The 25311-nt window shown below is 61.9% G+C and carries 23 protein-coding genes and 1 pseudogene; 14 read left to right on the forward strand and 10 right to left on the reverse strand.

The window, feature by feature from the left end:
* Positions 1-88: 88 nt before the first annotated feature.
* On the reverse strand, positions 89-1117 hold the full coding sequence (locus B3P22_RS00360) for a DUF4238 domain-containing protein (RefSeq protein WP_296269437.1): 1029 nt from the start codon (positions 1115-1117) through the stop codon (positions 89-91).
* A 175-nt stretch (positions 1118-1292) separates the two neighbouring features.
* On the opposite strand from B3P22_RS00360, the gene B3P22_RS00365 reads away from it, so the two are divergent.
* The gene (locus B3P22_RS00365; protein WP_296269438.1) at positions 1293-3242 is read left to right on the forward strand and encodes an ATP-binding protein; all 1950 of its coding nucleotides are present in this window, start codon (positions 1293-1295) and stop codon (positions 3240-3242) included.
* A 529-nt stretch (positions 3243-3771) separates the two neighbouring features.
* Positions 3772-4221, forward strand: coding sequence for a carboxymuconolactone decarboxylase family protein (locus B3P22_RS00370; RefSeq protein ID WP_296269439.1), 450 nt, complete (start codon positions 3772-3774; stop codon positions 4219-4221).
* Between the two features lie 61 nt (positions 4222-4282).
* On the opposite strand, the gene B3P22_RS00375 is transcribed toward B3P22_RS00370, so the two are convergent.
* Positions 4283-5200 carry a LysR family transcriptional regulator gene (locus B3P22_RS00375; RefSeq protein ID WP_296269440.1) on the reverse strand — a complete coding sequence of 306 codons (918 nt, stop codon included), beginning with the start codon at positions 5198-5200 and terminating at the stop codon, positions 4283-4285.
* 116 nt (positions 5201-5316) lie between these two features.
* Between B3P22_RS00375 and B3P22_RS00380 the strand changes: the two genes are divergently transcribed.
* A complete protein-coding gene (locus B3P22_RS00380; protein ID WP_296269441.1) occupies positions 5317-5646 on the forward strand; it encodes a nuclear transport factor 2 family protein in 330 nt (109 codons plus the stop codon).
* A complete protein-coding gene (locus tag B3P22_RS00385; protein WP_296269518.1) occupies positions 5646-6419 on the forward strand; it encodes an SDR family oxidoreductase in 774 nt (257 codons plus the stop codon). The genes B3P22_RS00380 and B3P22_RS00385 overlap by 1 nt, the downstream gene beginning before the upstream one ends.
* A 98-nt stretch (positions 6420-6517) precedes the next feature.
* On the opposite strand, the gene B3P22_RS00390 is transcribed toward B3P22_RS00385, so the two are convergent.
* Positions 6518-7684, reverse strand: coding sequence for an MFS transporter (locus tag B3P22_RS00390; RefSeq protein WP_296269442.1), 1167 nt, complete (start codon positions 7682-7684; stop codon positions 6518-6520).
* A gap of 95 nt (positions 7685-7779) precedes the next feature.
* On the opposite strand from B3P22_RS00390, the gene B3P22_RS00395 reads away from it, so the two are divergent.
* From B3P22_RS00395 to B3P22_RS00405, 3 genes are read left to right on the forward strand one after another with little or no spacing between them, the layout of a single operon-like run.
* Positions 7780-8673, forward strand: a complete 894-nt coding sequence (locus B3P22_RS00395) for a LysR family transcriptional regulator (protein ID WP_296269443.1) — start codon at positions 7780-7782, stop codon at positions 8671-8673.
* A 13-nt stretch (positions 8674-8686) separates the two neighbouring features.
* Positions 8687-8974: a hypothetical protein gene (locus B3P22_RS23695; protein ID WP_349681620.1), complete on the forward strand. Its 288-nt coding sequence runs from the start codon at positions 8687-8689 to the stop codon at positions 8972-8974.
* Positions 8974-9372 (forward strand): type II toxin-antitoxin system death-on-curing family toxin, encoded by a 399-nt coding sequence (locus tag B3P22_RS00405; RefSeq protein WP_296269444.1) that lies wholly within the window; start codon positions 8974-8976, stop codon positions 9370-9372. Before B3P22_RS23695 ends, B3P22_RS00405 begins: the two co-directional genes overlap by 1 nt.
* Before the next feature lie 205 nt (positions 9373-9577).
* On the opposite strand, the gene B3P22_RS00410 is transcribed toward B3P22_RS00405, so the two are convergent.
* Together B3P22_RS00410 and B3P22_RS00415 are read right to left on the reverse strand one after the other, a co-directional pair.
* Complete coding sequence (locus B3P22_RS00410; protein ID WP_296269445.1) at positions 9578-9874, reverse strand: hypothetical protein; 297 nt, start codon at positions 9872-9874, stop codon at positions 9578-9580.
* 67 nt (positions 9875-9941) lie between these two features.
* Positions 9942-10445: a MarR family winged helix-turn-helix transcriptional regulator gene (locus B3P22_RS00415; protein WP_296269446.1), complete on the reverse strand. Its 504-nt coding sequence runs from the start codon at positions 10443-10445 to the stop codon at positions 9942-9944.
* Between the two features lie 85 nt (positions 10446-10530).
* On the opposite strand from B3P22_RS00415, the gene B3P22_RS00420 reads away from it, so the two are divergent.
* Positions 10531-11433, forward strand: coding sequence for a DMT family transporter (locus B3P22_RS00420; RefSeq protein WP_197856011.1), 903 nt, complete (start codon positions 10531-10533; stop codon positions 11431-11433).
* The gene (locus B3P22_RS00425; RefSeq protein ID WP_296269447.1) at positions 11430-12602 is read left to right on the forward strand and encodes a cyanate transporter; all 1173 of its coding nucleotides are present in this window, start codon (positions 11430-11432) and stop codon (positions 12600-12602) included. Before B3P22_RS00420 ends, B3P22_RS00425 begins: the two co-directional genes overlap by 4 nt.
* 12 nt (positions 12603-12614) lie before the next feature.
* On the opposite strand, the gene B3P22_RS23745 is transcribed toward B3P22_RS00425, so the two are convergent.
* The 4 genes and pseudogenes from B3P22_RS23745 to fadD2 all read right to left on the reverse strand — a co-directional run bounded on the left by B3P22_RS23745 (position 12615) and on the right by fadD2 (position 18329).
* A complete protein-coding gene (locus B3P22_RS23745; protein WP_419096403.1) occupies positions 12615-13370 on the reverse strand; it encodes a methyl-accepting chemotaxis protein in 756 nt (251 codons plus the stop codon).
* 102 nt (positions 13371-13472) lie between these two features.
* Positions 13473-14300 (reverse strand): annotated as a pseudogene (locus B3P22_RS23750) (cache domain-containing protein); the annotation flags it as partial.
* 261 nt (positions 14301-14561) lie between these two features.
* Positions 14562-16250: a long-chain-fatty-acid--CoA ligase FadD1 gene (gene fadD1, locus B3P22_RS00435; RefSeq protein WP_296269449.1), complete on the reverse strand. Its 1689-nt coding sequence runs from the start codon at positions 16248-16250 to the stop codon at positions 14562-14564.
* A gap of 390 nt (positions 16251-16640) precedes the next feature.
* Entirely contained in the window at positions 16641-18329 is a 1689-nt protein-coding gene (fadD2, locus tag B3P22_RS00440) for a long-chain-fatty-acid--CoA ligase FadD2 (RefSeq protein WP_275544511.1), read from the reverse strand.
* A gap of 217 nt (positions 18330-18546) precedes the next feature.
* Here fadD2 and B3P22_RS00445 point away from each other — a divergent pair, with 217 nt between their 5' ends.
* The 5 genes from B3P22_RS00445 (at position 18547) to codA (ending at position 23913) form a co-directional block, all read left to right on the forward strand.
* Positions 18547-19497, forward strand: a complete 951-nt coding sequence (locus B3P22_RS00445) for an alpha/beta hydrolase (protein ID WP_296269450.1) — start codon at positions 18547-18549, stop codon at positions 19495-19497.
* The gene (locus B3P22_RS00450; protein WP_024307460.1) at positions 19494-19964 is read left to right on the forward strand and encodes a MaoC family dehydratase; all 471 of its coding nucleotides are present in this window, start codon (positions 19494-19496) and stop codon (positions 19962-19964) included. The genes B3P22_RS00445 and B3P22_RS00450 overlap by 4 nt, the downstream gene beginning before the upstream one ends.
* Positions 19965-20174: 210 nt before the next feature.
* Positions 20175-21446 carry a cytosine permease gene (codB, locus tag B3P22_RS00455; protein WP_296269451.1) on the forward strand — a complete coding sequence of 424 codons (1272 nt, stop codon included), beginning with the start codon at positions 20175-20177 and terminating at the stop codon, positions 21444-21446.
* Entirely contained in the window at positions 21443-22666 is a 1224-nt protein-coding gene (locus B3P22_RS00460) for a PucR family transcriptional regulator (protein ID WP_296269452.1), read from the forward strand. Before codB ends, B3P22_RS00460 begins: the two co-directional genes overlap by 4 nt.
* An 11-nt stretch (positions 22667-22677) precedes the next feature.
* The gene (codA, locus tag B3P22_RS00465) at positions 22678-23913 is read left to right on the forward strand and encodes a cytosine deaminase (protein WP_296269453.1); all 1236 of its coding nucleotides are present in this window, start codon (positions 22678-22680) and stop codon (positions 23911-23913) included.
* A 373-nt stretch (positions 23914-24286) separates the two neighbouring features.
* Here codA and B3P22_RS00470 read toward each other — a convergent pair whose 3' ends face one another.
* Complete coding sequence (locus B3P22_RS00470) at positions 24287-25138, reverse strand: HlyD family secretion protein (RefSeq protein ID WP_296269454.1); 852 nt, start codon at positions 25136-25138, stop codon at positions 24287-24289.
* Positions 25139-25311: the final 173 nt, after the last annotated feature.

A 25311-nucleotide genomic window follows, 5' to 3' on the forward strand; every position in this document is an offset into this window, starting at 1 on the left:
GACTTAGCCTGCATCAATTGAAACCTTTTGGTGCCTACAAAACCCAGTTCGTTTCAGATCGCTGATACCTTCTGGTCTCTGGGAGAGATCAGCTTTGCAGCTCTCTCTCAGCTTGGGACTGCTCGTGGTGCCAGCGCTGCCAGAATGCCTGCTCGTTCTTATGAGTGGCCGCGCAGACCCGCCTAGGTCGTATCAAGTGGATATCACTCAGTTCACTGGAGAACACATAGCGATCCGCGTGCTCGATGATGATCTTCCTTATCAGATGAGCTGTCGCTACGTCCACCTTGCTACCCCGCAATACGGGCCGGCTGCCGATGCAGGTGTAAAGGAGGTGCTTCGGGCTCAGAGGGAGCAAAATGATCCCACCCCTATTGCCCCATCCCCCATTGAAGTCGTATCTCCCTGAGTCATGGAGATTTAGGCGGATGAGTGGATCATCAGATGTGGGCCAAGACACACCTACAGGGGCATGCAAGATCGTCCAGTTCTCAATCGGCAAACGGCTTAGAGTTGTCGAAAGGGAGTGCTTCATCTGCCAAATCCAGAGCTGCCTCCCAACAACAGTCTCTGCCCTTATTTGCCCACCACCCTCTGGCAGCTCCTCGATGGATACTTTGAAGATCGAAGGCGCGTCATCGTGGGCATCATCAGCTAGACGCGGTATCGACTCCCCTCGCGCGACTGTGTTCTCCAGCTCCTGTATGGAGCGCTGCAGGGTCGTATCAATTAACTCCTGTAGCGTTTCTTTCTGACGGACAATGAACCGTCTGAGTTGGGCTGGTGTACGAACATCCAATGCTCCTGCGAAACGCACCAACCTCCTCCAGTGCTCTGGCTCCAATCGCTCCTCGTGAACAACTCGCCGGATCGCCTCTTCCGCAGGGTTCTCAAACTCACTGTCGAGCCAGCGCTCAAACTTATCGGTCTCCTCTTGCCCAACAAGGTAGGTATAGAGGTGCTGGCGGTAAGCGATTCCCTTCAAGGATTGCCTTTTCCACAGGGGGACCTTTTCGTTTGGAACCAACAGGCGGTAGGTAGGAATCAGCCCTTCATGCGACCACTGCTTCAGGTACAGCTTGGGAACGTAGTGGTTGTCTTTGCGCAATTGGTGCATGGTCAAGCCTTGTCAGTGGAGGATCAGACGCCCCCGGAACCCTAGCTCAGCTGCTGAAGCGTCTCGCGTAGTCTATTCGGTGAGATCAAACGACGGCATTGATACTCACTGAGGTAGGATTGTCCGCAAACACTCGCAAACGCTCAACGATAAGCACCGCCCCAAGGAGGGAACCATGCCCGAACAAACGCGTCATCTATCGCTGTTCGAGGAGGACTACCTCTTACGGGAACTTGGGCCAGTTGCCCATGTACCTCAAGTCGCTCTTACCGAATTGGTCGCAAATGCTTGGGACGCGGGAGCGAGCAAGGTCGAGCTATTCCTCCCCTCCGAGCTCGGCGGCACGCTCACTATTCTTGATGACGGCCATGGCATGACGCCGGAGCAGTTCAGCAATCGCTGGATGATGCTCCGATACAACAGGCTGAAGCATCAAAGCTGGAAAGTAGAATTCCCGAAAGGCAGGAGTGCAAAGCTTCGGAAAGCCTATGGCCGCAATGGTGTAGGGCGCCATGGTCTTCTTTGCTTCGGTGATGAGTATCTTGTCGAAACCTGGCGCGACGGAACACTGAGCAAATTCGTCGTAGGCACTGAATCTGGCCCAAGCCCGTTTGTCGTTCGATCAGAGGAGTTCAATAAGCAAGAGGGCTCTGGTACTAGGCTCCGCGTGACAGTCGTTCGCAAGCTTCCTGATGCAGCGGAGATCTCGACTGTCCTAGCAGCACGCTTCATCCATGACCCCAGCTTTCAGATTCGCGTGAACGGCACCCCGCTGACACTTGCCAAGCTTGAAAAATACGCGAAGGAACAGACCATTTCTTTGAGTGAGGGTCGATCTGCGCGGGTGATTGTCATTGACTCAACACAGCAGAACCACTCGTCTATCCATCAAGGTGTAGCGTTTTGGGTAGACCACCGTCTTGTAGGAAATCCATCTTGGGCGATTGGCCAAGTAGCGAACTTCGATGGCCGTACTCGATTTGCTAAGCGGTACAAGGTCATCGTGGACACCCATGGCTTTGATGACCATGTCCATGCGGATTGGACAGGGTTTAAGACGACACCAGCTGTGGAAGAGCTTTTCAAGGCCGCCTCACTACACATCACTCAGGTCGCCGATGAGCTCGCCGCAGAGGTGGTTGAAGCAACATCGGAAGACGCCCTTGTTCAGAATCGCTCTGAACTTAAAACCCTTGGGCAAGGTGCGCAACTTGAGGTGACCGAATTCACGAAGGCGGTTGCCCAAGCCCACCCGTTGATCTCCCCTGATTTCCTAGCGACGGCGGTCAAAGCCGTGATCAATCTGGAGAAATCCAAAAGCGGTGCGTCGCTCCTTCAAAAGCTTGCCAAGCTATCAGCGACAGACGTGGAGGGACTTGATTCCCTCCTGGCCGATTGGTCGGTCAAAGACGCTCTGCGTGTCCTGGATGAAATTGATGACAGGCTCAGCGTCATTGAGGTCATTGCAAGGCTCGCTAATGACCCCGATACCGATGAGCTCCATACCCTTCACCCGCTGATCCTGAGATCTCGATGGCTCTTCGGCCCAGAATTCGAGTCGATGGAATACTGCTCGAACATGACCCTGCGGAGCGTAGCTAAGCAACTTTGGGGTAACACAGGCGCTTCATTTATCAATGAGAAGAAGCGGCCTGATGTCGTTGTTCTTCCAGATCAAAGCACCCTCCAACTGGTCGGCATTGAGGGGTTTCAAACTCAAGATCCAACTGTCGCTCAGATGCAAAATATATTGCTGATTGAGCTCAAAAAGGGCGGTTTCAAAATCAATCGTAAGGAGGTGAATCAGGCTGACGAATACGTTCAAGACATTGCGAACTCAGGCTTTGTACACGGCGCGCCGTATGTGACCGCTTGGGTAGTGGGTCAATCCATTGCGCCTGGTGTGGGGACGGACAAAACAGTCGGCGACGAGAATCGCCGTTATGGCCAAGTCAGAGCTACAACATACGGAGCGTTGGTAAGCACCGCCAATCTCAGACTGATGCGATTGCGTAAGACTTTGGAGAATCGCTACGACAACCTCCAAACCGACGCGCTTCTCGCCAAGGTGCTGTCGGTGCAGGAGCAGGGAGATCTCGATCTAGGCGAGGCGGTAAACGCCTAAACTGAACATGTGGAAGTTCATAGTGTATTCAGTGACAGCGAGAGGAGCTTTTGATGCATCCTCTCACCGCTGAAGAGCACACGCATGCCGTCGCCCCTTCCTTGTGACCAATACAGACGTTATTCAACACCTGAACCGGCACTTAAGACTGTCCGCTTTTGGCCGATTGCAGCCGGTCGTGAAGCGCAGAAAACCGCCAAAAGCAGTCGTTTCATGATCGTTACCACGCCGGAGCGTGGGAGCCATCGTATTTTCTGCGGACACCGTTCACAGAGCTGAGCAGCCACAAGCCAGTGCGCAAGGCTTTCATATAGCCAGAACCCCAAGCATCGCAACGCTCCCCAGGCTAAAGCCTGAACGATGGACGCTGAACAGGAGATCAGCCGCTCCACACGGCATCAAAATCCACAACGGCCACGCCGCAAAGTGGACCATTCATTAAGCCTTTAATTGGATCAATACCTTGATCCTCTTAGTTGTCTTAATTGAGCAGACCTTACCGACCCCCATCCACAAAGGGTACTGCTCTATGACTCGTCTGAATTGGTTTGAGGCTTCACCCGGTGCAGCCAAAGCACTGGGTGGGCTGCACCATTACGTCACCACCGGAACGAACCTGCCGCCTCAGCTCATACATCTCGTGTTCTTGCGCGCATCGCAGATCAATGGATGCGCGCACTGCATCGATATCCATTCGCGAGACTTGATCAAGGGAGGTATGTCGGTAGAAAAGCTCGTTCTGGTGCCAGTCTGGCATGAGGCCGCGCATCTGTTCTCCGACCAGGAACGTTCCGCCTTGGCCTGGACGGAAGAAGTGACGCTGGTCAGCGAAACGCATGCTTCTGACGAGGCTTATGCCGCGGCATCGTCCGCGTTCACTCCGAAGGACCTGGTAGACCTCACGGCCGCTATCGCAGCCATGAACGCGTTCAACCGCATGGGTGTCAGCTTTCGCTTGAGCCCTGCTGCGAAGGCGTAAACCGGAAGACGCATGAGAACCTGGCAAACGGTTCTTGGTGGAACAGCTCCACGCCGGGCACTCAACCCGATTCGCCCTTGCCGGCCAAGTTCGCCCGCGCCAGGGCGGTGAAGGCCTTGAGTGCTGCAGACGGATTGCGGCGGTTTGGGTAGTACAGGCACAGCCTTTCCAGAGGCGGCGTCCAGCTCTCCAGTACTCGCTCGAACTGCCCGGCCTCGATTTCATCCAGCACGTCATGCTCCATGAAGAAGCCAAGCCCTACCCCCGCCTGCACCGCCGCCTTGGCCACGCCGGGCTCATCGAGCGTGAGCGGCCCGGCGACATCGAGCCTGGTCACATCCCCTGCCCGCTCGAATTGCCAGGGATAGATCGCACCGTTCGGCAGGCGGATGCGGATGCAGGCATGGCGCAGCAAATCGGCCGGGGTGCGCGGTCGCCCGTGCTGTTCGAAGTACCCCGGTGTGCCGACCACCGCGTAACGCTGCGGCGCCCCGAGGGGGATGACGATCATATCGCTGGGCACCAGGTTCGCCGAGCGCACCCCGAGGTCGAACCCACCCGCGACGATGTCCACCAGACGGCCTTCGGTCACCATGTCGATGTGTACGTGTGGATAACGCTGCAGAAACTCCAGCACCAGCGGCATCAGGGTTGCGCGGGCCGCACTGGCAAACGCATTGATGCGCAGTGTCCCCGCCGGCCCGGCATTATGCGCACGCACCGCTTCAAGCGCCGCACGAACGTCCTGCAATGCCGGGCCGACCTGCTCCAGGTACAGCGCCCCCGCCTCGGTCAGCGACACACTGCGCGTGGTGCGATTGAACAGGCGGGTTTCCAGGCTGGCCTCCAGCTTGGCGATGGTGTTGCTCAAGGCGGTGGTGGATACATCGAGATCGATGGCGGCCTGGCGGAACGAGGCCCGACGCGCAACGGCCAGCACCGCTTCCAACTCGTTGAGGCCCAGGCGCGGGTCAGCCATTGGATTATCCTGCTATTAGGGATAGGTCATTAACTCTGTCCCAGTTGAGCAAATTATCCATCGAGCAGCAAGATCACTCCCGTAGCGCCCCAACCATTACGAGAGGACAACAGGCCGTGAACCTGCAGCTGCCCGAAGCCGTAAATACCTACTTCGCCATCAGCAATGGCGACGACCCGGCACGCCTTGCCACTTGCTTCCACCCGGACGCCAGGGTGATCGACGAGAAACGCACACACCAGGGCATCGACGCCATCGTGGCGTGGCTACGGGAGGCTCGGCAGGCCTCCAGCTACCGCGTCGAGCCCGTGGAAGTCTCACCACGAGGTGAAGGATTGAGCGTTACCGCACGCGTAGTTGGCGACTTCCCCGGTAGCCCAGTGCTACTCAAACACCTGTTCACACTCACGGATGGCCAGATCCGCTCGCTGGAGATCGCACCGTGATGAACCTCGACCTGACCGGCAAGCACGTACTGGTCACCGGTGGCACCAAGGGTGTCGGCCGTGCGGTAGTGAAGCGCTTCATCGCGGAAGGCGCCAAGGTGCTGACTTCGGCGCGCCAAGTGAGCCAGGAGCTGCCGGATGAACTGTTCATTCAGGCCGATCTGTCGACGCGTGAAGGCTGCGACGCCCTGGTCGAGGGAGCACGCAAGCGCCTGGGCGAGGTGGACATCATCATCCATGTGCTGGGCGGCTCATCGGCCCCCGCTGGCGGCTTCGCTGTACTGGACGATGACCAGTGGCAGCGCGAATTGGATCTCAACCTGCTGCCGGCCGTGCGCCTGGATCGCGCCCTGCTCCCGGCGATGCTGGAACGCCAGGCGGGCGTCATCATCCACGTGACCTCGATCCAGAGCCGCCTGCCTCTGGCGGAAGCCACCACCGCCTACGCCGCAGCCAAGGCAGCGCTTGCCACTTACAGCAAGAGCCTGTCGAAAGAAGTGTCGCCTCAGGGTGTCCGTGTGGTGCGGGTATCGCCAGGCTGGGTCGAAACCGAAGCCTCGGTCGCCCTGGCCGAGCGGCTCGCGCAGGAGGCCGGCACCGATTATGAAGGCGGCAAACGACTCATCATGCAGGCCTTGGGCGGCATCCCTCTCGGTCGCCCATCCAGTCCGGAGGAAGTGGCGGATCTCATCGCCTTCCTCGCCTCCCCCCGCGCCGCGTCCATCACTGGTACGGAATTCGTCATCGACGGAGGGACGGTGCCGACGGTTTAGCGGGAGCCTGGCGGAAATACCCGCCAGCGCCCGGAGAATCGGGGGGCAAACTGCAGTTCCTTTCAAGCCGCAGCCGCCCTGATCCATGTTGCCTGCCTTTACGCCACCGCAGCCGCCACCGCCCTGGAGCGCCAGGCAAACCCCAGCACCATCAGCAGTCCCAGCCCGGCCATCGCCGCGCCGGCCAGGGAGATAGCCGGATAACCCAACCCCGCATTGATCACCGCACCGCCCAATGCTGCGCCGATGGCGTTACCGAGATTGAAGGCACCGATATTCACTGCCGAGGCCAGGTTGGGCGCTTCTCTGGCGGCCTCCATCACGCGCATCTGCAGCGGCGGCACGATGGCGAAGCTGGCGATGCCCCAGATCAGGATGGCCACAGCCGCCGGTAGCGGCCAGCGCATCAGCAAGGCGAAGGCCAGCAAGACCAGGATCAGCGCGCTCAGCGAGACGATCAGGGTGCGGTCGACGGAGCGATCCGCCGCTTTACCACCCCAGATGTTGCCGAGCGTCAGGCCGATGCCGTACAGCACCAGCATGGCGGTGATGAAGGCGGTGGATGCTTGGGTCTCGCTGCTGAGGATCGGCGCGATGTAGGTGAAAACGGTGAACATTGCGCTGGAACCGATCACGGTCAGGGCCAGCGCGGCCAGCACCGGGCCACGGCCCAGCACGCGGATCTCCGCCAGCACGCCATCGCTTTTCGGCAGCGGCACGTTGGGTAGCGCGAACCACAGCGCGAGCATGGCCAATACGCCCAGGCCGGTAATACCCGCAAAAGCCGTACGCCAGCCGAACACCTCACCGAACCAGGTCGCCAGCGGCACGCCGCCGATGGTCGCCAATGTCAGGCCCATGAACATCGCCGCCACCGCCCCGGCACGTTTGTCTGGTGCGACCACGCTGGCGGCGACGATGGAGCCGACGCCGAAGAAAGCGCCGTGGTTAAGCGAGGTCACGACCCGCGCGATCAACAGGCTGGTGTAATCCGTCGCGAGGGCCGACATCAGGTTGCCCAGGGTGAAGATGGCCATCAGCCCGATCAGCAGGTAGCGCCGGGGAATTTTGCCAGTGGTCAAGGTCATCAACGGCGCGCCGAGCAGCACGCCGAGGGCGTAGGCGCTGACCAACAGGCCGGCAGCCGGAATGGAAACACCGAGGTCGCTGGCGATACCCGGCAACATGCCCATGGGGGCGAACTCGGTGACGCCGATGCCGAAGGCGCCGATGGCGAGTGCAATGAGTGGTGGATTGATACGCATGGAAAGTCTCCTCATCTATGCCACGAATGCTAGGATCGAAACCTTGCCGGCGGTAGATAGCATTTCTGGCAAACACCTTTGCTTATGGAGCACAAATGGACTTCAACGGCAGATCGGGCGAAATGCTCGTGTTCGCCAGCGTGGCGGAGGAAGGCAGCCTGTCCGCTGCTGCGCGTGCGCTGGGGCTGACACCCTCGGCGGTCAGCCGAATCATCGCCCGTACCGAGCAGCGCCTCGGCACGCGCCTGCTGCTGCGCACCACCCGCGCAATCACCTTTACCGCCGAGGGCGAGGCGTACCTGCGTGGTGCCCGGCGTATCCTTGCCGATATGGCGGAAGTGGAAGAAGCCATCGCCGATCAGGGCGTGCCAAGGGGCCGCTTACGCGTCAGTGCTGCGCTCGGCCATGGCCGGATGACCATCGTGCCGCTGGTGGCGGCGTTCAGCGCGCGCTACCCGAACATCACCGTCGACCTCAGCCTGGGCGACGAAGTGGTCGACATTCTCGGCGGCCAGGCGGACGTGGCCGTGCGCTTCGGCCTTCTACCGGACAGCCCGTTGACCGCACGAAAAGTTGGCGACACCGGCCAGGTGGTGGTCGCTTCCCCTGACTACCTGCGGCGCCACGGCACGCCACAGCAACCGGAAGACCTGCTCCAGCACAACTGCCTGCGCTTCAACTTCCGCCGCGCCGAGCCCAACTGGCCGTTCACCCGCGATGGCCAGGCGTTCTCCCTGAAGGTGTGCGGCAACATCGAATGCAGCAGTGGCGAGGCGCTGGCGCAGTTCGCCCGGATGGGCGCTGGCATCGCGCGCATCGGCGAGTTCAGCGTGGCCGAAGACATCCAGCGCGGCGACCTGACACCACTGCTGCAAGCCTTCAACCCCGGCGACAGGGAGCCGATTCATGCGGTGTTCGTCGGCGGCTCGGCCATGCCGGCGCGGGTGCGGGTGTTCGTGGATTTTCTGGTGGAACATCACCGGATGTGAGGGGGAGCTGATTGTGATCCGCCAACAGCGAAAAGTGCCAAAACCTGAAGCAGATGTCCCGGTGCGTCCCTCCTACCAGTGTGCTAACTTGCGAGCAGAAATTGATCAAGTCGTTTGGGGTATCCAAGCCATGAACCACAAGCTGAACACCTATGGCGTATCCATAGTAGAAAGGCCCAAAATCAAAGCCACCAAGAAACTGGACCTGGGCGGCGAGCAAGGTAAGCAGATTGTTTACTCAGAAACCAAACTTGCGCTCAGAACTCACAAAAAAACCTTTCAGAAACTGGCTGACATGTAATGGAATTGATCTTTTTTCCATTTGAACGTGTCATCGAGATAAATACGCAAATCTTGACTACCGAGCCCGGAATGAAAGGAGTGGTAAACATTCCAACTCTGCAGGGCGCGCTTGCTCGAATCGACAACGCCATCGCTTATGATGGTCTTGACGATGTGTTTGAAATTGCCGCCAAATACACTGCCAGTATCGCGCGAGGCCATGCACTACCCGACGCGAATAAACGCACCGGGCTGGCAGTCGGACTGGAGTACCTTTCACTCAATGATTATGAGATTACGCTAGATAATGATCTTCTGGCGGATGCCGTCCGGGATTTAGTTACCGGCGATATCAATGAGTATGATTTCGCCGACATTCTGTACTCCAGCTTCATCGCCTCTCAAAATCAGCCTTAGTACCGGAAGGGACTCGCGCGCCTCTGTTCGATTAGTGTTCCGCCAAGCGCAATCGAAATCAGCTACGTCCGGCAGGTGGTAACCTCCCACAACTACCTGTAGCGCCGCGGCACGTCGAAGCCACCGGAAGACCAGTGGGCCATCGACTGCGCGCCCCGCCGACCAGGCAATCGGCGTATCCCGACGCTCAACCCAGCCCACTTGCTTACTTCACCTTGCAAGCATTCAACTCATCCTGAGTCTTCAGCTCGGTCTCGATACCCAGTCGGTACTTGCAGTAAGCGATCACCACGCCGCGCTCTTCACCGCTGAGGAGTGCTAGGGCTTTGTCATCTCGATCCGACAGGAAGATGTTCTCGAATCGAACCTGCAACGTCGGGTATTTCTTGATGAAGAAGACCGTGCGATTGTCTTCGGCGAAGTAGGTTTCATAGAAACCCACATTCAGCCATAAAGCGCTCAATGCCAGAGGCGCCGCGAAAAGAATTGCACTCTTTTTCATAAGGATATCGGCGACCTCCCTGTGCCCGGATAAGTGCTCACAAGCCCTGCGTGGCAACCATCGGCAATCAACCAGCGCCCTGCTGCGCCAACCCCGCCAGCAACTTGCCGGTCAATTCATGCAACGCCCGCTGCTCGTCGGCGGTCAATCCTGAGAGCACACGCTGCAGGTTGGCCACATGGGCGGCGAGCATACCGTCGATCAATTCGAACCCGGCCGGGGTCAGCGCCACCAGCACGCCACGGCGGTCGCTGGGGTGTTTGCGCCGTTCGATCAGCCCGGCCTTTTCCAGACGGTCGATGCGACTGGTCATGCCGCCCGAGGAAATCATCGCGCTCTCGTACAGCGCGGTAGGCATCAACGCATAAGGCTCACCCGAGCGCCGCAGGGTGGCGAGCAGGTCGAACTCGCCGGCCTGCAGCCCGTGTTCGGCGAAGAACGGCAGCAGATGGTCGCGGCTGATCACCTGACTGAGTTCGCCCAGGCGACCTATCACGGCCATGGCGAAACCATCGAGATCGGGTCGTTGGCGTCGCCACTGTTCAGCGGCCAGTTGTGCGCGGTCTTGCATATCGCCCTCGATTTATCTTGCTATCAAGATGCTTTTCAAAAAGAATGTTGCCATCGTAGCGTATTCACACCAAGGAGGCACGTGCATGTCGGGCACTCAATATCGGCCACTTCTGGCCGTTTCGCTGCTGTTCACCATTGGTACGTTGATGGGCTTGACCAGCAACCTGGTCAAGCTGGCCAGCGGCAGCGGATGGCAGCCGATGGCCTTCCTGCTCTGGAGCCTGCTCGGTGGTGGTCTGCTGCTATTGGCGTTCGCCTGGCTGCGGGGGGAACGGCCCGGCATGAGCCTGCCTCAGCAACGCTACTACCTGGCCTCCGGCTTGCTCAGCATCGCGGTGCCAAACGCCCTGCTGTTCAGCTCCATCGGCCATGTCGGCGCCGGTTTCGCCTCGATGTGTCTGGCCTTCCCGCCGCTGATCACCTACCTGTTGGCTCTGGCCCTGCGCATGGAAGGGTTGAGCCGCATCCGCCTGCTGGGCATCTGCATCGGCCTGGCCGGCAGCCTGCTGCTGGCGCTGGGCAAGCTCAACAGCGGCGACAGCCCGACGCTGTGGGTGCTGGGCGCGCTGAGCGTGCCGGTGTTCCTGGCACTGGGCAATATCTACCGAGCCCGCTACTGGCCGAGTGGCGCCAGCCCGCTGTCGCTGGCGCCCGGCATGCTGTTGGGCGGCGCCTTGCTGCTCATTCCCACCGCCCTGCTCGGCGTCGACTTCGCGCCGCATCTGGGCAGTGCCAAGGCGGTTGGCCTGCTGGCGGCACAGATGTTGTTGTTCGCGGCGGTCTATGCGCTCTTCTTCATCCTGCAGAACCTGGCCGGCACCGTTTTTCTCAGCCAGATCGGTTCGGTGGCGGCGATCACTGGCGCGGCCATCGCCATCGGCCTGCTCGGTGAACAGGGCAGCCTGAGCATGCTGCTGGCCGCGCTGTGCATCGTCGCCGGCGTGCTGCTGGTGGCCTGGCGCAGCGCGCAGGAGGCCCAGCAGTGAAGCGCGAGAATCTATTGCTGATCGCGATCATCCTGCTCGGCCTGAACCTACGCCCGGTGCTGGCGGCCATCGGCCCGCTGCTCGACCGCATCCAGCTCGATACCGGCCTGGACTCTGTCGGTGCCAGCCTGCTGACCAGCGTACCCGTGGTCATCATGGGGCTAGGGGCGCTGGCCTCCGGCCCGCTGCGTCAACGTCTTGGCGACAGCGCCGGCATTTTCCTCGGCACTCTGCTGATCGCCTTCGCCTGTCTGCTGCGTGGCCTGCTGTCCGACGGCAACACGCTGATCATTAGCGCGTTGCTCGCCGGTGCCGGCATCGCCTTCGTTCAGGCGCTGCTGCCTGGCCTGATCAAGTCGCGCTTCGCCGCGGACAGCGGCCGCCTGATCGGTTTCTACAGCTGCGCGATCATGGCAGGCGCCGCTTTCGGTGCGGCGTTCACGCCATGGCTGGCGCAGTCGGTGGGATGGTCATGGGCCCTGGCGGGCTGGGCACTGCCGGCCCTGCTCGGCGCGGCGATATGGCGTAGTGCAGCGCCGGCCAGACCGGCAACCGTCGCCAGCGCCACGCCGACGCTCGCGCCTTGGCGCTGGCCCAGAGCCTGGCTGCTGATGAGCTTCTTCGGCATTGGTACGGCCGGCTACACCCTGGTGCTGGCCTGGCTGCCGCCTTACTACACGGCGCTGGGCTGGAGCGCCCAGGCCAGTGGCCTGTTGCTGGCCGCGCTGACACTGTGCGAGGTAGTCGCCGGCCTGCTGCTCTCCAGCCTGCTGTCTCGATTCCCGGATCGACGCCCCTTGCTGGCGCTGGTGCTGGTGTCGCTTCTTGCCGGTTTGATCGTCCTGCAGCTGGCACCGCAGACGTTGGTGGTGCTCGTCGCCCTGCTGCTGGGTGTCGGCATTGGCGGTCTGTTCCCGCTTTCGCTGGTCGTCGCCCAGGATCACCTGGAAGACCCGCAGCAGACGGGCGAGCTGCAGGCCTTCGTCCAGGGTGGCGGTTATCTGATTGCAGCGTGCGCGCCGTTGCTGGCGGGCGTGCTGCGCCGCTACAGCGCAGACCTGAGCCTGAGCTGGCAGCTGATGGCGCTGGCAACCGTGCTGCTGATGGCCATGGCGGTGCGCTTCAGCCCCGCTCACGAACGCCGCACCCTGGGCGTCGCGACGGACTGAAGCGCTCGATACTCAGACGCGGAACTGACCGACCAGACTCTGCAGGCGACCGCCCAGGCCGTCGAGGTCGCGAGCGGCCTGCGCACCCTGCGCCGCGTCGCTGGCGACTTCGTCCACCGCGACGGCGATCTGATGCACGCTGCGGTTGATCTCTTCGGCCACTGCCGTCTGCTCCTCGGCGGCGCTGGCGATCTGCGCATTCATCGAGTTGATGGTGCCGATCAGCACCGCGATGCTGTCCAGCGCCTCGCCGGCATGGCCGGCCTGCTCACGGGTACTGTCACCCATCTGGCTGGCGCGCTGCATCGCCGCGACCGCCTCGCCAGTGGCATTCTGCAGACGGTCGATCATGCCCTGAATTTCGCCCGTGCTCTGCTGGGTGCGGCTGGCCAGCGCGCGCACTTCATCGGCCACTACGGCGAAACCACGCCCCGCCTCACCCGCGCGCGCCGCCTCGATGGCGGCATTGAGAGCCAGGAGGTTGGTTTGGTCGGCGATCGCGCGGATCACCTCCAGCACGCTGACGATGCCCTGTACGTCGCGACGCAGACTGTCCAGCGACTCACTGCTGCTGCGCACTTCACCGACCAGATCGTGGATATGGGCGATGCTGCCATCGACCACCCGCTTGGCCTCCTGCCCCTGCTGGTCCGTCTCGCGCGCAGCCTCGGCGGCGCGCTGGGCGCTCTGCGCCACCTCATGGGCCGCAGCGGACATCTCGTTGATGGCGGTGGCGACCTGCTCGGTCTCGTGACGCTGCCCGGCCATGGCTTGTTCGGAACGCTGGGCCTGGCTGGATACGCCGCCAACCAGACCGAAGAGCTGGTCGGTGGTCACCGACACCTGCTGCACCAGTGCATGAATCTTGGCGACGAAGGCATTGAAGGAGGTTGCCAGTTCCCCCAACTCGTCCTGACTGGTGACCGGCAGACGCTGGGTCAGATCCCCCTCTCCAGCGGCCATGTCATCGAGCTTGCTCTTGATCAGTTGCACCGGCTTGGTGATCGACGCCGCCAGCGGCAGGGACAACAGGGCCAGCACCAGCAGCAGGCCGACGGCAGAACCGGCCATGACCATCAGCAGGCGGTCGACGCTCTCCTGGAACTGCGCACGCGCGGCCTGGACGTCGCGCTCCACGCCGTCGAGATTGACCGAGGTACCAAAGACCATCTTCCACTTCGGCAGGTAGTGCGAGTAGCCGACCTTGGGCACCAGCACCTTGCTGTCGCCCAGGACGAAGCTGTAGTCGACGTAATGACTGCTATCGGTGCCAGCTCGCACCAGCTCACGAATGGCGTAGACACCGTTGGGGTCGCGGTAACCGCTGAAGTCCTCGCCGATGCGATCGTTGGTGTTGCCCTGCAGCACGCGGCGGACGTCGCTGTCATACCCCCAGAAATAACCATCCGCGCCGTATGACAAGCGCTTCAGCACCTCGACGGCCTGGGCGCGCACATTCATATCGCCATCTGCGGACGCCTGGTACAGCGGCGCAATCGCGTTCAGCGCCAGCTCGACGTATTGCTTGATCTCCGCCTTGCGGTCGGCCACCAGCTTGGCCCGGGTCTGGGCCTCCTGCTGATTGGCCAGATTGCCGAGAACGACGAACGCGATAGTGCTGAGTAACAGGGTCAACAGGCAGATAGGCCCCAAAGCCAGCAACAGCACTTTGGAACGCAGACGCAGCGAGAAGATCATTGGCAGTACACCTTTACCGGCGCTTTGATGTTATAGAGCCGGCATATTGCCAATAGCACGACAGCAAAAGAACAGAGAAACGCAAAAACTGGTATGACCAGCGATCTGCGCAACAGAATGAATATCCAGAATCAATAAAATAACTGTAGATGGGAGCCGTTAGCGGCAAATTAGCGCGCCGCCTGCGGCGTTCCGCCTCAGCGTTATTTTTCAGGCAACAAAAAACCCGCCGCAGCGGGTTTTCGTTTCAGCGGGCATCTATCACTTCTTACCCAGCTTCTTCAGCTCTTCGTCGCGCAGTTCGCGGCGCAGGATCTTGCCAACGTTGGTGGTCGGCAGCACGTCCCGGAACTCGACGGCCTTGGGCACCTTGTAGCCGGTGAGGTTGGCGCGCATATGCTCCATCACCTGCTCCTTGGTCACGCTCTCGCCAGGCTTGACCACCACGAACACCTTGATCGCCTCGCCGGATTTTTCATCCGGCACGCCGATGGCGGCGCATTGCAGCACGCCCGGCAGCGTCGCCAGCACGTCTTCCAGCTCGTTCGGGTAGACGTTGAAGCCGGACACCAGAATCATGTCCTTCTTGCGGTCGACGATACGCAGGTAGCCATCTTCCTGGATCAGGCCGATGTCGCCGGTTTTTAGCCAGCCTTCGGCATCGAGGATTTCATCGGTGGCTTCCTGGCGCTGCCAGTAACCCTTCATCACCTGCGGGCCTTTCACACACAGCTCGCCGATCCCGCCGATGGGAAGCTCCTGTCCGTCGTCATTGACGATCTTGCACTGCGTCGAGGGCACCGGGATACCGATAGTGCCCAGCTGGATGGCGCTGAACGGGTTGACCGTGGCCACCGGGCTGGTCTCGGTCATGCCGAAGCCTTCGCAGATGGCGCAGCCGGTGACTTCCTTCCAGCGCTCGGCCGTGGCCAGTTGCAGGGCCATGCCGCCGGAGACGGTGAGTTTCAGACTGGAGAAGTCCAGCTTGCGGAAGTCCTCGTTGTTGCACAGGGCAACGAACAGGGTGTTGAGGCCGACGAAACCGGTGAAGCGGTATTTGCCCAGGTCCTTGACCACCGAGGGCAGGTCGCGCGGGTTGGTCAGCAGGATGTTGTGGCCACCGATCAGCATCATCGCCATGCAGTGAAAGGTGAAGGCATAGATGTGATAGAGCGGCAGCGGCGCGATCAGCACCTCGCAACCTTCATTGAGGTTGGCGCCCATCAGCTCCTTGACCTGCAGCATGTTGGCGACCAGGTTGCGATGGGTGAGCATGGCGCCCTTGGCCACGCCGGTGGTGCCGCCGGTGTATTGCAGCACGGCGATATCGGCGTTGCTCGGGTTGGCTTCGCTGAAGCTCTGGCCGCGGCCCTTGGCCAGGGCGTCGTTGAGTTTGACGGCCTGCGGCAGGTGGTAGGCCGGCACCATTTTCTTCACGTGCTTGATCACGGCATTGACCAGCAGACGCTTGAAGGTCGGCAGCATGTCGCCGACTTCGGTGACGATCACCGTCTTCACGCCGGTCTTGGGTACGACCTGCTCGGCCAGGTGGGCCATGTTGGCCAGGCAGATCAGCGCCTTGGCGCCGGAGTCGTTGAACTGGTGCTCCATCTCCCGCGCGGTGTACAGCGGGTTGGTGTTGACCACCACCAGACCGGCACGCATGGCACCGAAGACGACGATGGGGTACTGCAGAACGTTGGGCAACTGCACGGCGATGCGGTCGCCGGGCTTGAGATCGGTGTGTTTCTGCAGGTAGGCGGCGAAGTCACCGGAGAGCTTGTAGAGCTCGCCGTAGGTGAGCGTCTTGCCCAGGTTGCTGAAAGCAGGCTTGTCGGCGAAGCGTTGGCAGGACTCCTGCAGTACCGCGAGGATGTTCGGGTACTGGTCGGGATTGATTTCGGCAGCAACCCCAACGGGATACTTGTCCTTCCAGAAGTTTTCGGTCATGGAAGCCCACTCCTAAGCAACAGCTGATCTTCACCGCGCGACGGCGGTTGTTTGTTGTGTATTTAGCTCGCTATCCCGCTGGCCCACGGCCCGGAAGCGCGCCGAGAGTAGCAGCTTTGCCAGAGGCTCACCAGCATCAAACCTGGCCTGAACAGTCGCAAAAGTGACTATAAAACCCGTAAAAGTCACGACCTGTATTTTCTGCCGATAGCCCGCGAAAAGCCTCTAGCTCGCATATTGCAGCGTTTGCAGCCTAGCGCGTAAGTGTGACCGATGCAGTGCGGTAGAGCATGCAACAGGCCCTGGCGGTTACCAAATCACAACAATCGGGCTGCCGGTGGCAGCGGAGGCGGGAAAGCCCCTTCCCTGCAGCGGGAAGGGGCTTCTGGGTCAGGCGATGTCGCGCAGTTCGCGGCGCAGGATCTTGCCGACCGGGGTCATCGGCAGCGAGTCCTTGAACACGATGTGCTTGGGCACCTTGTAGCCGGTGAAGTTTTCCTTGCAGTAGGCCTTGAGCTCTTCGACAGTCACACCGCCATCGCGCGGCACCACGAACAGCTTGACCACTTCGCCGGATTTCTCGTCCGGCACGCCGATAGCCGCGCAGCTGGCGACTTTCGGGTGCGCCATGACCACGTCCTCGATCTCGTTGGGGTACACGTTGAAACCCGAGACGATGATCATGTCCTTCTTGCGATCGACGATGCGCACGAAACCGTCCGGATCGATCACCGCGATGTCGCCGGTCTTGAACCAGCCTTCGGCATCGAGCACCTCGGCGGTGGCTTCCTCACGCTGCCAGTAGCCCTTCATCACCTGCGGGCCCTTGATGCACAGCTCGCCACGTTCGCCGGCCGGCAGCTGGTTGCCGTCGTCATCGATCACCTTGAACGCCGTGCCCGGCACCGGAATGCCGACCGTGCCCAGGCGCGCCCTGTCGCCGTATGGGTTGGTGCTGGCCACTGGCGAGGTCTCGGTCAGGCCGTAGCCTTCCACCACGGTGCAGCCGGTCATCTGCTGCCAACGCTCGGCAGTCGCCTTGACCAGTGCGGTACCGCCGGAGTTGGTGACCTTGAGGCTGGAGAAGTCGAGGTTTTTGAAATCCGGATGATCCATCAGCGCGACGAACAGGGTATTGAGGCCCAGCAGCGCGGAGAACTTCCACTTGCCCAGCTCCTTGATGAAGCCGGGAATGTCGCGCGGGTTGGTGATCAGCACGTTGTGGTTGCCGTTGACCATCATGCACATGCAGTTCGCGGTGAAGGCATAGATGTGATACAGCGGCAGCGGCGCGATCATGATCTCCTGGCCCTGCTTCATCAGCGGCGTGCCGTCCGGCCCGAGCTGCGACAGGCAGGCGTCGACCTGCAGCATGTTGGCCACCAGGTTGCCGTGGGTGAGCATGGCACCCTTGGCCACGCCGGTGGTGCCGCCGGTGTACTGCAGCACGGCGATATCGTCATGGCTGGCACTGACCGGCGTCAGCGCCTGGCCCTGCCCCTGCTTGAGCACCTGCTTGAACGGGATGGCCTGCGGCAGATGGTAGTCGGGCACCATCTTCTTGACCTTCTTCACCACGGTATTGACCAGCCAGCCCTTGAGGCTCGGCAGCAGGTCGCCCATCTTCGCCTCGATCAGGTACTCGATCTCGGTATCGGGCAGCACTTCCTGGACCAGCTTGCCGAACATGTTCAGGTACACCAGCGCACGCACCCCGGCATCCTTGAACTGGTGGCGCATCTCGCGAGCGGTGTACAGCGGGTTGGTGTTGACCACGATCAGCCCGGCGCGCATGGCGCCGAACACCGCGACCGGATACTGCAGCACGTTGGGCATCTGCACGGCGATGCGGTCGCCCGGCTTGAGGTCGGTTTGCTTCTGCAGGTAGGCGGCGAAGGCCGCGGAGAGGCGATCCAGCTCGGCATAGCTCAGCGTGACGCCGAGATTGCTGAAGGCCGGACGGTCGGCGAAGCGCTTGCACGAGCGCTCGAACACCTCGATTACCGACTTGTAGCTGGACAGGTCGATATCGTTGGGCACGCCAGGGGCGCGTTTGTCGTTCCAGAAATCAGGTTGCATTGTTCTTGTCCTCTTCCCCTGAAGTGATCTGACTGCCCGGAAAGTAGCAGTTTAGAGCCGAGCCGCAAATAGCTCGAAGGCGTCATTGATGGGCTGAATTTCGCATTAAATGTAGCGATTCGTAACCGATCTTTGCGGCATCGAGAAAGACCGCGACGCTTTGCCTGATGCTGGGCAAGGTGCACAATGCCGCCAATCTCCGGCACAAGGATTCGCCATGCGCCACTACGTCTTCCCCCTGGCCACTCAGGACGGTCTGCACCTGCACGTCAACCACTGGCACGGTGATCAGCCGCCGCGGGCGGTGGTCATGCTGTCCCACGGCATGGCCGAACACAGCCAGCGCTACGCACGCCTGGCCGAAAGCCTGGTCGCCGCCGGCTTCGACCTCTATGCGCTGGACCAGCGCGGCCACGGCCAGAGCGCCGCGCAAGGCGTGCTAGGCCACTACGCCGACGAAGGCGGCTGGGACAAGGTGGTCGGCGACCTGGCCTCGCTCAATCACCACATTCGCCAGCGTTACCCGCAGGCGCAGATCTTCCTGTTCGGCCACAGCATGGGCAGCTACATCGGCATGGCCTATCTGATGGGCCATAGCTGCAGTCTGCAGGGCGCCGTGCTGTCCGGCTCCAACTACCAGCCTGTTGCGCTGTACAAAGCCGCCCGCCTGATCGCCGGCTTCGAGCACTGGCGCCTGGGGCCCAAGGGACGCAGCAAGGTCATCGATTTTCTCTCCTTCGGCTCGTTCAACAAGGCCTTCAAGCCCAACCGCACGGCCTTCGACTGGCTCAGCCGTGACGCGGCGGAAGTGGACAAATACGTGACCGACCCGCTGTGCGGTTTCGTCTGCACCACGCAGTTGTGGTGCGACCTGCTCGGCGGCCTGCAATACATCACCCCAAAAGCGAACCTGGCGCAGATCGATGCCGGCCTGCCGCTGCTGGTGATCGGCGGCTCACGCGACCCGGTCAGCGACGGCAAGCGTCTGGAAGATCTCGCCGGCGCCCTGCGCGAGGCCGGCGTGCGCGACGTGCAACTGAAGATTTATCCCGAGGCCCGTCACGAGCTGCTCAACGAGAGCAATCGCGACGAGGTCACCGCCCATTTGATCGATTGGCTGCAGCAGGCGCTGAGCCATGGTCGAAGCCCAAGCAAGGAGTGTCCATGACCCAGGTAACCAATATCCCCTACGAGGCCCTCGAAGTCGGCCAGCAGGCGAGCTTCGAGAAGCAGGTCGAAGAGCGCGACGTGCAACTGTTCGCCGCCGTTTCCGGCGACAACAACCCGGTGCACCTGGACGCCGCCTTCGCCGCCGAGACCATGTTCAAGGAGCGCATCGCCCACGGCATGTTCACCGGCGCGCTGATCAGCGCCGCCATCGCCTGCAACCTGCCCGGCCCGGGCACCATCTACCTCGGCCAGCAGCTCAAGTTCACCCGCCCGGTGAAACTCGGCGACACCCTGACCGTGAAGCTGGAAGTGCTGGAAAAACTGCCGAAGAACCGCGTGCGCATCGCCACCCGCGTGTTCAACCAGGATGGCAAGCAGGTAGTGGACGGCGAAGCCGAAGTGCTCGCCCCTAGCGCCGAGCAGACCGTGACCATGCCGCCGATGCCGCAAGTCACCGTCAACTGAGGCGCTGCAAGCTGGTGCGCGACAGCTCTGGCGCGCACCACTTTTGTTCTATGCTCACAACGCAAATGTAGAAATATGCTTCAAAAAAGGCATTTATTTGTGCAAACAGCACAAAGCTTTTTGACGAGCAGACCAAACCCAACGCACCTGCCACTCTGGCACGTCCCCTGCTATCGCCAAGGCTTCATCACCTCAACCGGAGCCAGGCCCATGAGCAGTGCCACCCCCGATAGCGATTACCCCCTGAGCGAGGTGCCCAACGGCGCGCGCAAGGGACTGTTCTCCACCGCCATCCTGCTATTCGGTTTCACCTTCTTCACCGCCACCATGTTCGCCGGCGGCAAGATCGGCATGGCTTTCGACTTCACCACCCTGCTCTGGGCTGCGGTGATCGGCAACCTGCTGCTCGGCCTGTACGCCGCCGTGCTGGGCCTGATCGCCTGCCGCAGCGGCTTGAACTCCGTGCTGATGGGCCGTTTCTGCTTCGGCGAGGTGGGCAGCAAGCTGTCCGACGTGCTCCTGGGCTTCACCCAGATCGGCTGGTACGCCTGGGGTACGGCGACCGTCGCCATCGTCCTGGTGAAGATTCTCGGCCTGCCCGAAGGCCTGACCATCCCGCTGATGGTGCTGTTCGGCTTCGGCTTCTGTCTCACCGCCTTCGTCGGCTACAAGGGCCTGGATCTGCTCTCGCGCGTCGCCGTACCGGCCATGCTGGTGCTACTGGTCGCCTCGCTGTGGATCGCCACCCGCGATATCGGCGGCCTCGCCGGCCTGCTGGCGGTCGAGCCCAGGGAGAGCATGAGCCTGAGCGTGGCCATCACCCTGGTGTTCGGTACCTTCGTCAGCGGCGCCACCCAGGCCACCAACTGGACGCGTTTCGCCAAGAGCGGCCGCGTTGCGGTGCTAGCCAGCCTGCTCGGCTTCTTTATCGGCAACGGCCTGATGATCATCGCCGGGGCCTATGGCGCCATCGTCTACCAGCAACCCGATGTGGTCGAAGTGCTGGTGCTGCAGGGGCTGTCCATGGCCGCCGTGGTCATGCTCTTTCTCAACCTCTGGACCACACAGGACAACACCATCTACAACTTCGCCGCAGCCGGCTGCAACCTGCTGCGCACCGGCAAGCGCAAGACCGTGACCCTGGTCGGCGCTGGCATCGGCACGCTGCTGGCCATCGGCGGCATGTACGAGATGCTGATTCCCTTCCTGATCCTACTCGGCTCGGTCATCCCACCGATTGGCGGGGTGATCATGGCCGACTATTTTTACGGCCACCGTGCGCGCTACCCGAAACTGGCCGATGCACACCTGCCGGCATTCAACTGGGTCGGCCTGGGCGCCTACCTGATCGGTGCACTGAGCGCCTACTTCTCGCCCTGGGTCGCGCCGCTGGTAGGCATCGCCGTGGCAGCTGCTGCCTATGTCGTGCTGTTCGAGCTGAACAAGGCCCTGGCCGGCCGCCAGCAGGTCGCCGGCGCGTGAGTCTGACCGTCGCCGACATACTCGCCCTGCCCGGCCTGGACAGCATGCGCCTGCGTGCCGGCCAGGCCGGACGCGACAATGCCGTGCGCTGGCCCTACGTGGCCGAGAACGAAGGTATCGCCGACTGGGTGATGGGCGGCGAGCTCATCTTCGTTACCGGCATCAACCACCCGCGTGACGAAGCCAACCTGCTGCGCCTGGTGCGCGAAGGCCATGAGCGCGTGGTCGCCGGCCTGGTCATCCTCACCGGTGCCGAGTTCATCCAGGCTATCGCGCCCAGCGTCATCGCAGAAGCCGAGCGACTGAACCTGCCGCTGATCGAGCAGCCCTACGCGCTGAAGATGGTGGTGGTTACCCAGGCCATCGGCACCGCACTGGTTCACGCACAGCAACTCGGCCGCTCGCGCCAGCACGTGCTGGAACAGGTGCTCGATGGCGATTACCAGTCACTCGACATCCTGCTGCAACGCGGCGACAGCCTCGGCCTGGCGCTGCATGTGCCGCGTCAGGTGGCGCTGCTGCGTCTCGACGGCAGCGAGCAACTGTTCGGCGACCTGCCAGGCGAAGACGCCGAGCGCCAACTACAGAGCCGCCAGCAACTGCTGCAACGGCGCCTGGAGCAGAGCCTGGGCGAGCTGGGTGACGCGTTGCCGCTGGTCAGCCAGGGCCGTCACTGGATCGCCTTGCTGCCCTGCCCCGATGCCCAGGCCGAAGCGCGCAATCGCCAGGCCATGACCTTGCTGCTCGATGAGCTACGCCCGCAACTCGGCCCGCTACGGCTGTTCCTCGGCCTGGGCAGCGCTGGCTGCGATGCGCCACGTTTCGCCCAGGGTTTGGGTGAAGCACGCCAGGCCTTGAGCGTGGCGCAGCGTTTTCCCGAGCGTCTGGGCCTGTGCAGTTTCAATGAGCTGGGCGTGCTGGAACTGCTCGGTGCGATCCGCGACCGCAGCCTGCTCGACCGCTTCGTCGAGCGCGTGCTCGGCGCGCTGATCGGCGATGACTCGCGCCACCAACCGGTGCTGATGCCGACCCTGGAAGCCTGGTTCGCCGAGAACAGCAACCTGGCCCTGGCCGCGCAGCGCCTGAACGTTCACCGCAATACCCTGAGCTACCGCCTGCAGCGCATCGAAGCGCTGACCGGCTGCTCATTCGAAGACCCGCACGACCGCCTGAACATCAGCGTCGCGCTGTTGATCCGGCGCCTGTCGTCGCCTGCCTGAGAGGAAACCTGATGATCATCCACAATGCCCGCCTGCGCGGCCGCGACGGCCTGCACCGCATCACCCTGGACGGCGAGCGCATCGCTGCCATCGACGCCCAGCATGCCCTGCATCCCATCGCCGACGGCGACCTCGACGCTGCCGGTAACATGGTCGTGCCGCCCTTCGTCGAGCCGCACATCCACCTCGACGCCACCCTCACCGCCGGCGAGCCGGCCTGGAACATGAGCGGCACGCTGTTCGAAGGCATCGAGCGCTGGGCCGAGCGCAAGGCGCTGGTCACCCATGAAGACACCAAGACCCGCGCCAAGAAAACCATCGACATGCTGGTCGACCATGGCATCCAGCACGTACGCACCCACGTCGACGTCACCGACCCAACACTGGCCGCGCTCAAGGCCATGCTCGAAGTGCGCGAGGAAACCCGCCACCTGATCGACTTGCAGATCGTCGCCTTCCCGCAGGAGGGCATCGAGTCCTACGCAAACGGACGCGCGCTGATGGAACAGGCCATAGAACTGGGCGCAGACGTGATTGGCGGCATCCCGCACTTCGAGAACACCCGTGACCAGGGCGTGTCGTCGATCAAGTTCCTCATGGACCTGGCCGAGCGCAGCGGCTGCCTGGTGGACGTGCACTGCGACGAAACCGACGACCCGCAGTCGCGCTTTCTCGAAGTGCTGGCCGAAGAAGCTCGCGTGCGTGGCATGGGCGCGCGGGTCACCGCCAGCCACACCACGGCCATGGGCTCCTACGACAACGCCTACTGCTCCAAGCTGTTCCGCCTGCTGAAGATGAGCGGCATCAGCTTCATCTCCTGCCCCACCGAGAGCATCCACCTGCAGGGCCGCTTCGACACCTACCCGAAACGCCGCGGCCTGACCCGCGTGGCGGAAATCGACCGTGCCGGGATGAACGTCTGCTTCGGCCAGGATTCCATCGTCGATCCCTGGTATCCGCTGGGCAACGGCAACATCCTGCGCATCCTCGAAGCCGGCCTGCATATCTGCCACATGCTTGGCTATGAAGACCTCAAGCGCAGCCTGGATCTGATCACCGACAACTCGGCGCGTGCCCTGAACCTCGGTGAGCGTTACGGTCTGGAAGTGGGTCGCCCAGCCAACCTGCTGATCCTCTCGGCGCCGGACGATTACGAGATGGTGCGCAGCCAGGGCCATGCACTGGTGTCGGTACGCCACGGCAAGGTGCTGATGCGCCGCACGCCGGCCAGCATCGAGCGCGGCTGACGCCCAAATGTGGGAGGGGCTTTAGTTGTAGGGTGGATGACGCTTTTTTCATCCACCATTATGCCAGTCCAAGCGGTGGACAAGCTTCGCGTTGTCTACCCTACGAACTGAAACGTGGGAGGGGCTTTAGCCGCGACAGCCTCCAAAAGGATCGCGGCTGAAGCCGCTCCTACACGCCCTATTTCTTCCGCATGCTGGGGTCAGTCGTCGCTCAAGCCATCCCTTGGGCACATCATCCAGTTTGATCCCCCATAAACGGCAGAAGAGCAAACACGATAGTCCTCATGCGAACAGCGGCCGTGGGAGCGGCTTCAGCCGCGATTACGCTTGAAGCGCTCGCGGCTGAAGCCGCTCCTACAACTGCGAAAAAGCCCTACTCCACCCGCACGCTGGCAGTCATGCCGGCGCTTAGCAGCATGCCCTCGGGCACCTGATCGAGTTTGATGCGCACCGGAATGCGCTGCGCCAGGCGAACCCAGTTGAAGGTCGGCTCGACATCGGCCAGCAGTTGCCCGTCCGGGCTGACATTGCGGTCGGTGATGCCGCGGCTGATGCTCTCCACCTCGCCGCGAATCTGCTGGTCCCCGCCCATCAGCCAAACCTCCACCGGCGCGCCGACCTGTATGCGCGGCAGCTTGGTTTCCTCGAAATAGGCCTGCACGTAGAACGACTGGGTATCGACCAGCGCCATCACCGCCTGCCCGGCATTCACATAGTTGCCCTGGGCCAGCACCAGGTTGGTGATCTGCCCGTCGCGCGGGGCATGCACTTCGCTGCGCGCCAGGTTCAGCTCGGCCACACGCAGATCGGCCTGCGCCTGACGGTACTCGCCACGCGCCATCTCGGCATTGATCTGCGCGTTCTCCAGCAGCTCGGCGCTGATCGCCTGGGCGCCCAGCCGAGAGCGACGCGAAGCCTCGTGCTCGCGCAGGCTCAACTGCTGGCGGCGAATGTCCACCACCGCCTTGGCTTTATCCACCGCCGCCTGATAGCGATCACGGTCGATGCTCATCAACAGATCGCCCGCCTTGACCTGCTGGTTGTCGCGCACCTTGAGCTCGACCACCCAGCCGGACACGTCCGGGGCGATGGTCACCACATCGGTGCGCACGCGGGCGTCGCGGGTCCAGGGCGAATACATGTAGTGCTGCCAGATCCAAGAGCCGGCAAAGATCGCCGCCACTACCATGGCCAAGGTGATGCCGACGCGGATGGTCGAACGCATGTCGCACTCCTTCAATGTCTCCGCAAAGCTTGTTCAGCATCTTGCGAGCTAGAGCCATGCAAGGCAAAAACAGGCGAGGACGCGGAGTTTACGAGTTTGTAAATGAGCATTACTCGCTGCGCTCGCCCCTTCGGGGCCGCACTGAAGTGCGTTAGCCGCAAGCGGCTTGCCGA

Source organism: Pseudomonas sp. UBA6323 (assembly GCF_002439135.1).
Classification (GTDB): Bacteria; Pseudomonadota; Gammaproteobacteria; order Pseudomonadales; family Pseudomonadaceae; genus Aquipseudomonas.

Excerpts from the sequence above, each read along its gene's own strand:
- B3P22_RS00420 (WP_197856011.1), top strand. The coding sequence starts at position 10,531 with ATGTCGGGCACTCAATATCGGCCACTTCTGGCCGTTTCGCTGCTGTTC.
- B3P22_RS00470 (WP_296269454.1), bottom strand. The coding sequence starts at position 25,138 with ATGCGTTCGACCATCCGCGTCGGCATCACCTTGGCCATGGTAGTGGCG.
- B3P22_RS00395 (WP_296269443.1), top strand. The coding sequence starts at position 7,780 with ATGGACTTCAACGGCAGATCGGGCGAAATGCTCGTGTTCGCCAGCGTG.
- B3P22_RS00365 (WP_296269438.1), top strand. The coding sequence starts at position 1,293 with ATGCCCGAACAAACGCGTCATCTATCGCTGTTCGAGGAGGACTACCTC.
- B3P22_RS00360 (WP_296269437.1), bottom strand. The coding sequence starts at position 1,117 with ATGCACCAATTGCGCAAAGACAACCACTACGTTCCCAAGCTGTACCTG.
- B3P22_RS00375 (WP_296269440.1), bottom strand. The coding sequence starts at position 5,200 with ATGGCTGACCCGCGCCTGGGCCTCAACGAGTTGGAAGCGGTGCTGGCC.
- codB (WP_296269451.1), top strand. The coding sequence starts at position 20,175 with ATGAGCAGTGCCACCCCCGATAGCGATTACCCCCTGAGCGAGGTGCCC.
- B3P22_RS00445 (WP_296269450.1), top strand. The coding sequence starts at position 18,547 with ATGCGCCACTACGTCTTCCCCCTGGCCACTCAGGACGGTCTGCACCTG.
- B3P22_RS00370 (WP_296269439.1), top strand. The coding sequence starts at position 3,772 with ATGACTCGTCTGAATTGGTTTGAGGCTTCACCCGGTGCAGCCAAAGCA.
- fadD1 (WP_296269449.1), bottom strand. The coding sequence starts at position 16,250 with ATGACCGAAAACTTCTGGAAGGACAAGTATCCCGTTGGGGTTGCTGCC.
- B3P22_RS23745 (WP_419096403.1), bottom strand. The coding sequence starts at position 13,370 with ATGGCCGGGCAGCGTCACGAGACCGAGCAGGTCGCCACCGCCATCAAC.
- B3P22_RS00390 (WP_296269442.1), bottom strand. The coding sequence starts at position 7,684 with ATGCGTATCAATCCACCACTCATTGCACTCGCCATCGGCGCCTTCGGC.
- B3P22_RS00385 (WP_296269518.1), top strand. The coding sequence starts at position 5,646 with ATGAACCTCGACCTGACCGGCAAGCACGTACTGGTCACCGGTGGCACC.
- codA (WP_296269453.1), top strand. The coding sequence starts at position 22,678 with ATGATCATCCACAATGCCCGCCTGCGCGGCCGCGACGGCCTGCACCGC.
- B3P22_RS00405 (WP_296269444.1), top strand. The coding sequence starts at position 8,974 with ATGGAATTGATCTTTTTTCCATTTGAACGTGTCATCGAGATAAATACG.
- B3P22_RS00450 (WP_024307460.1), top strand. The coding sequence starts at position 19,494 with ATGACCCAGGTAACCAATATCCCCTACGAGGCCCTCGAAGTCGGCCAG.
- B3P22_RS00410 (WP_296269445.1), bottom strand. The coding sequence starts at position 9,874 with ATGAAAAAGAGTGCAATTCTTTTCGCGGCGCCTCTGGCATTGAGCGCT.
- B3P22_RS00415 (WP_296269446.1), bottom strand. The coding sequence starts at position 10,445 with ATGCAAGACCGCGCACAACTGGCCGCTGAACAGTGGCGACGCCAACGA.
- fadD2 (WP_275544511.1), bottom strand. The coding sequence starts at position 18,329 with ATGCAACCTGATTTCTGGAACGACAAACGCGCCCCTGGCGTGCCCAAC.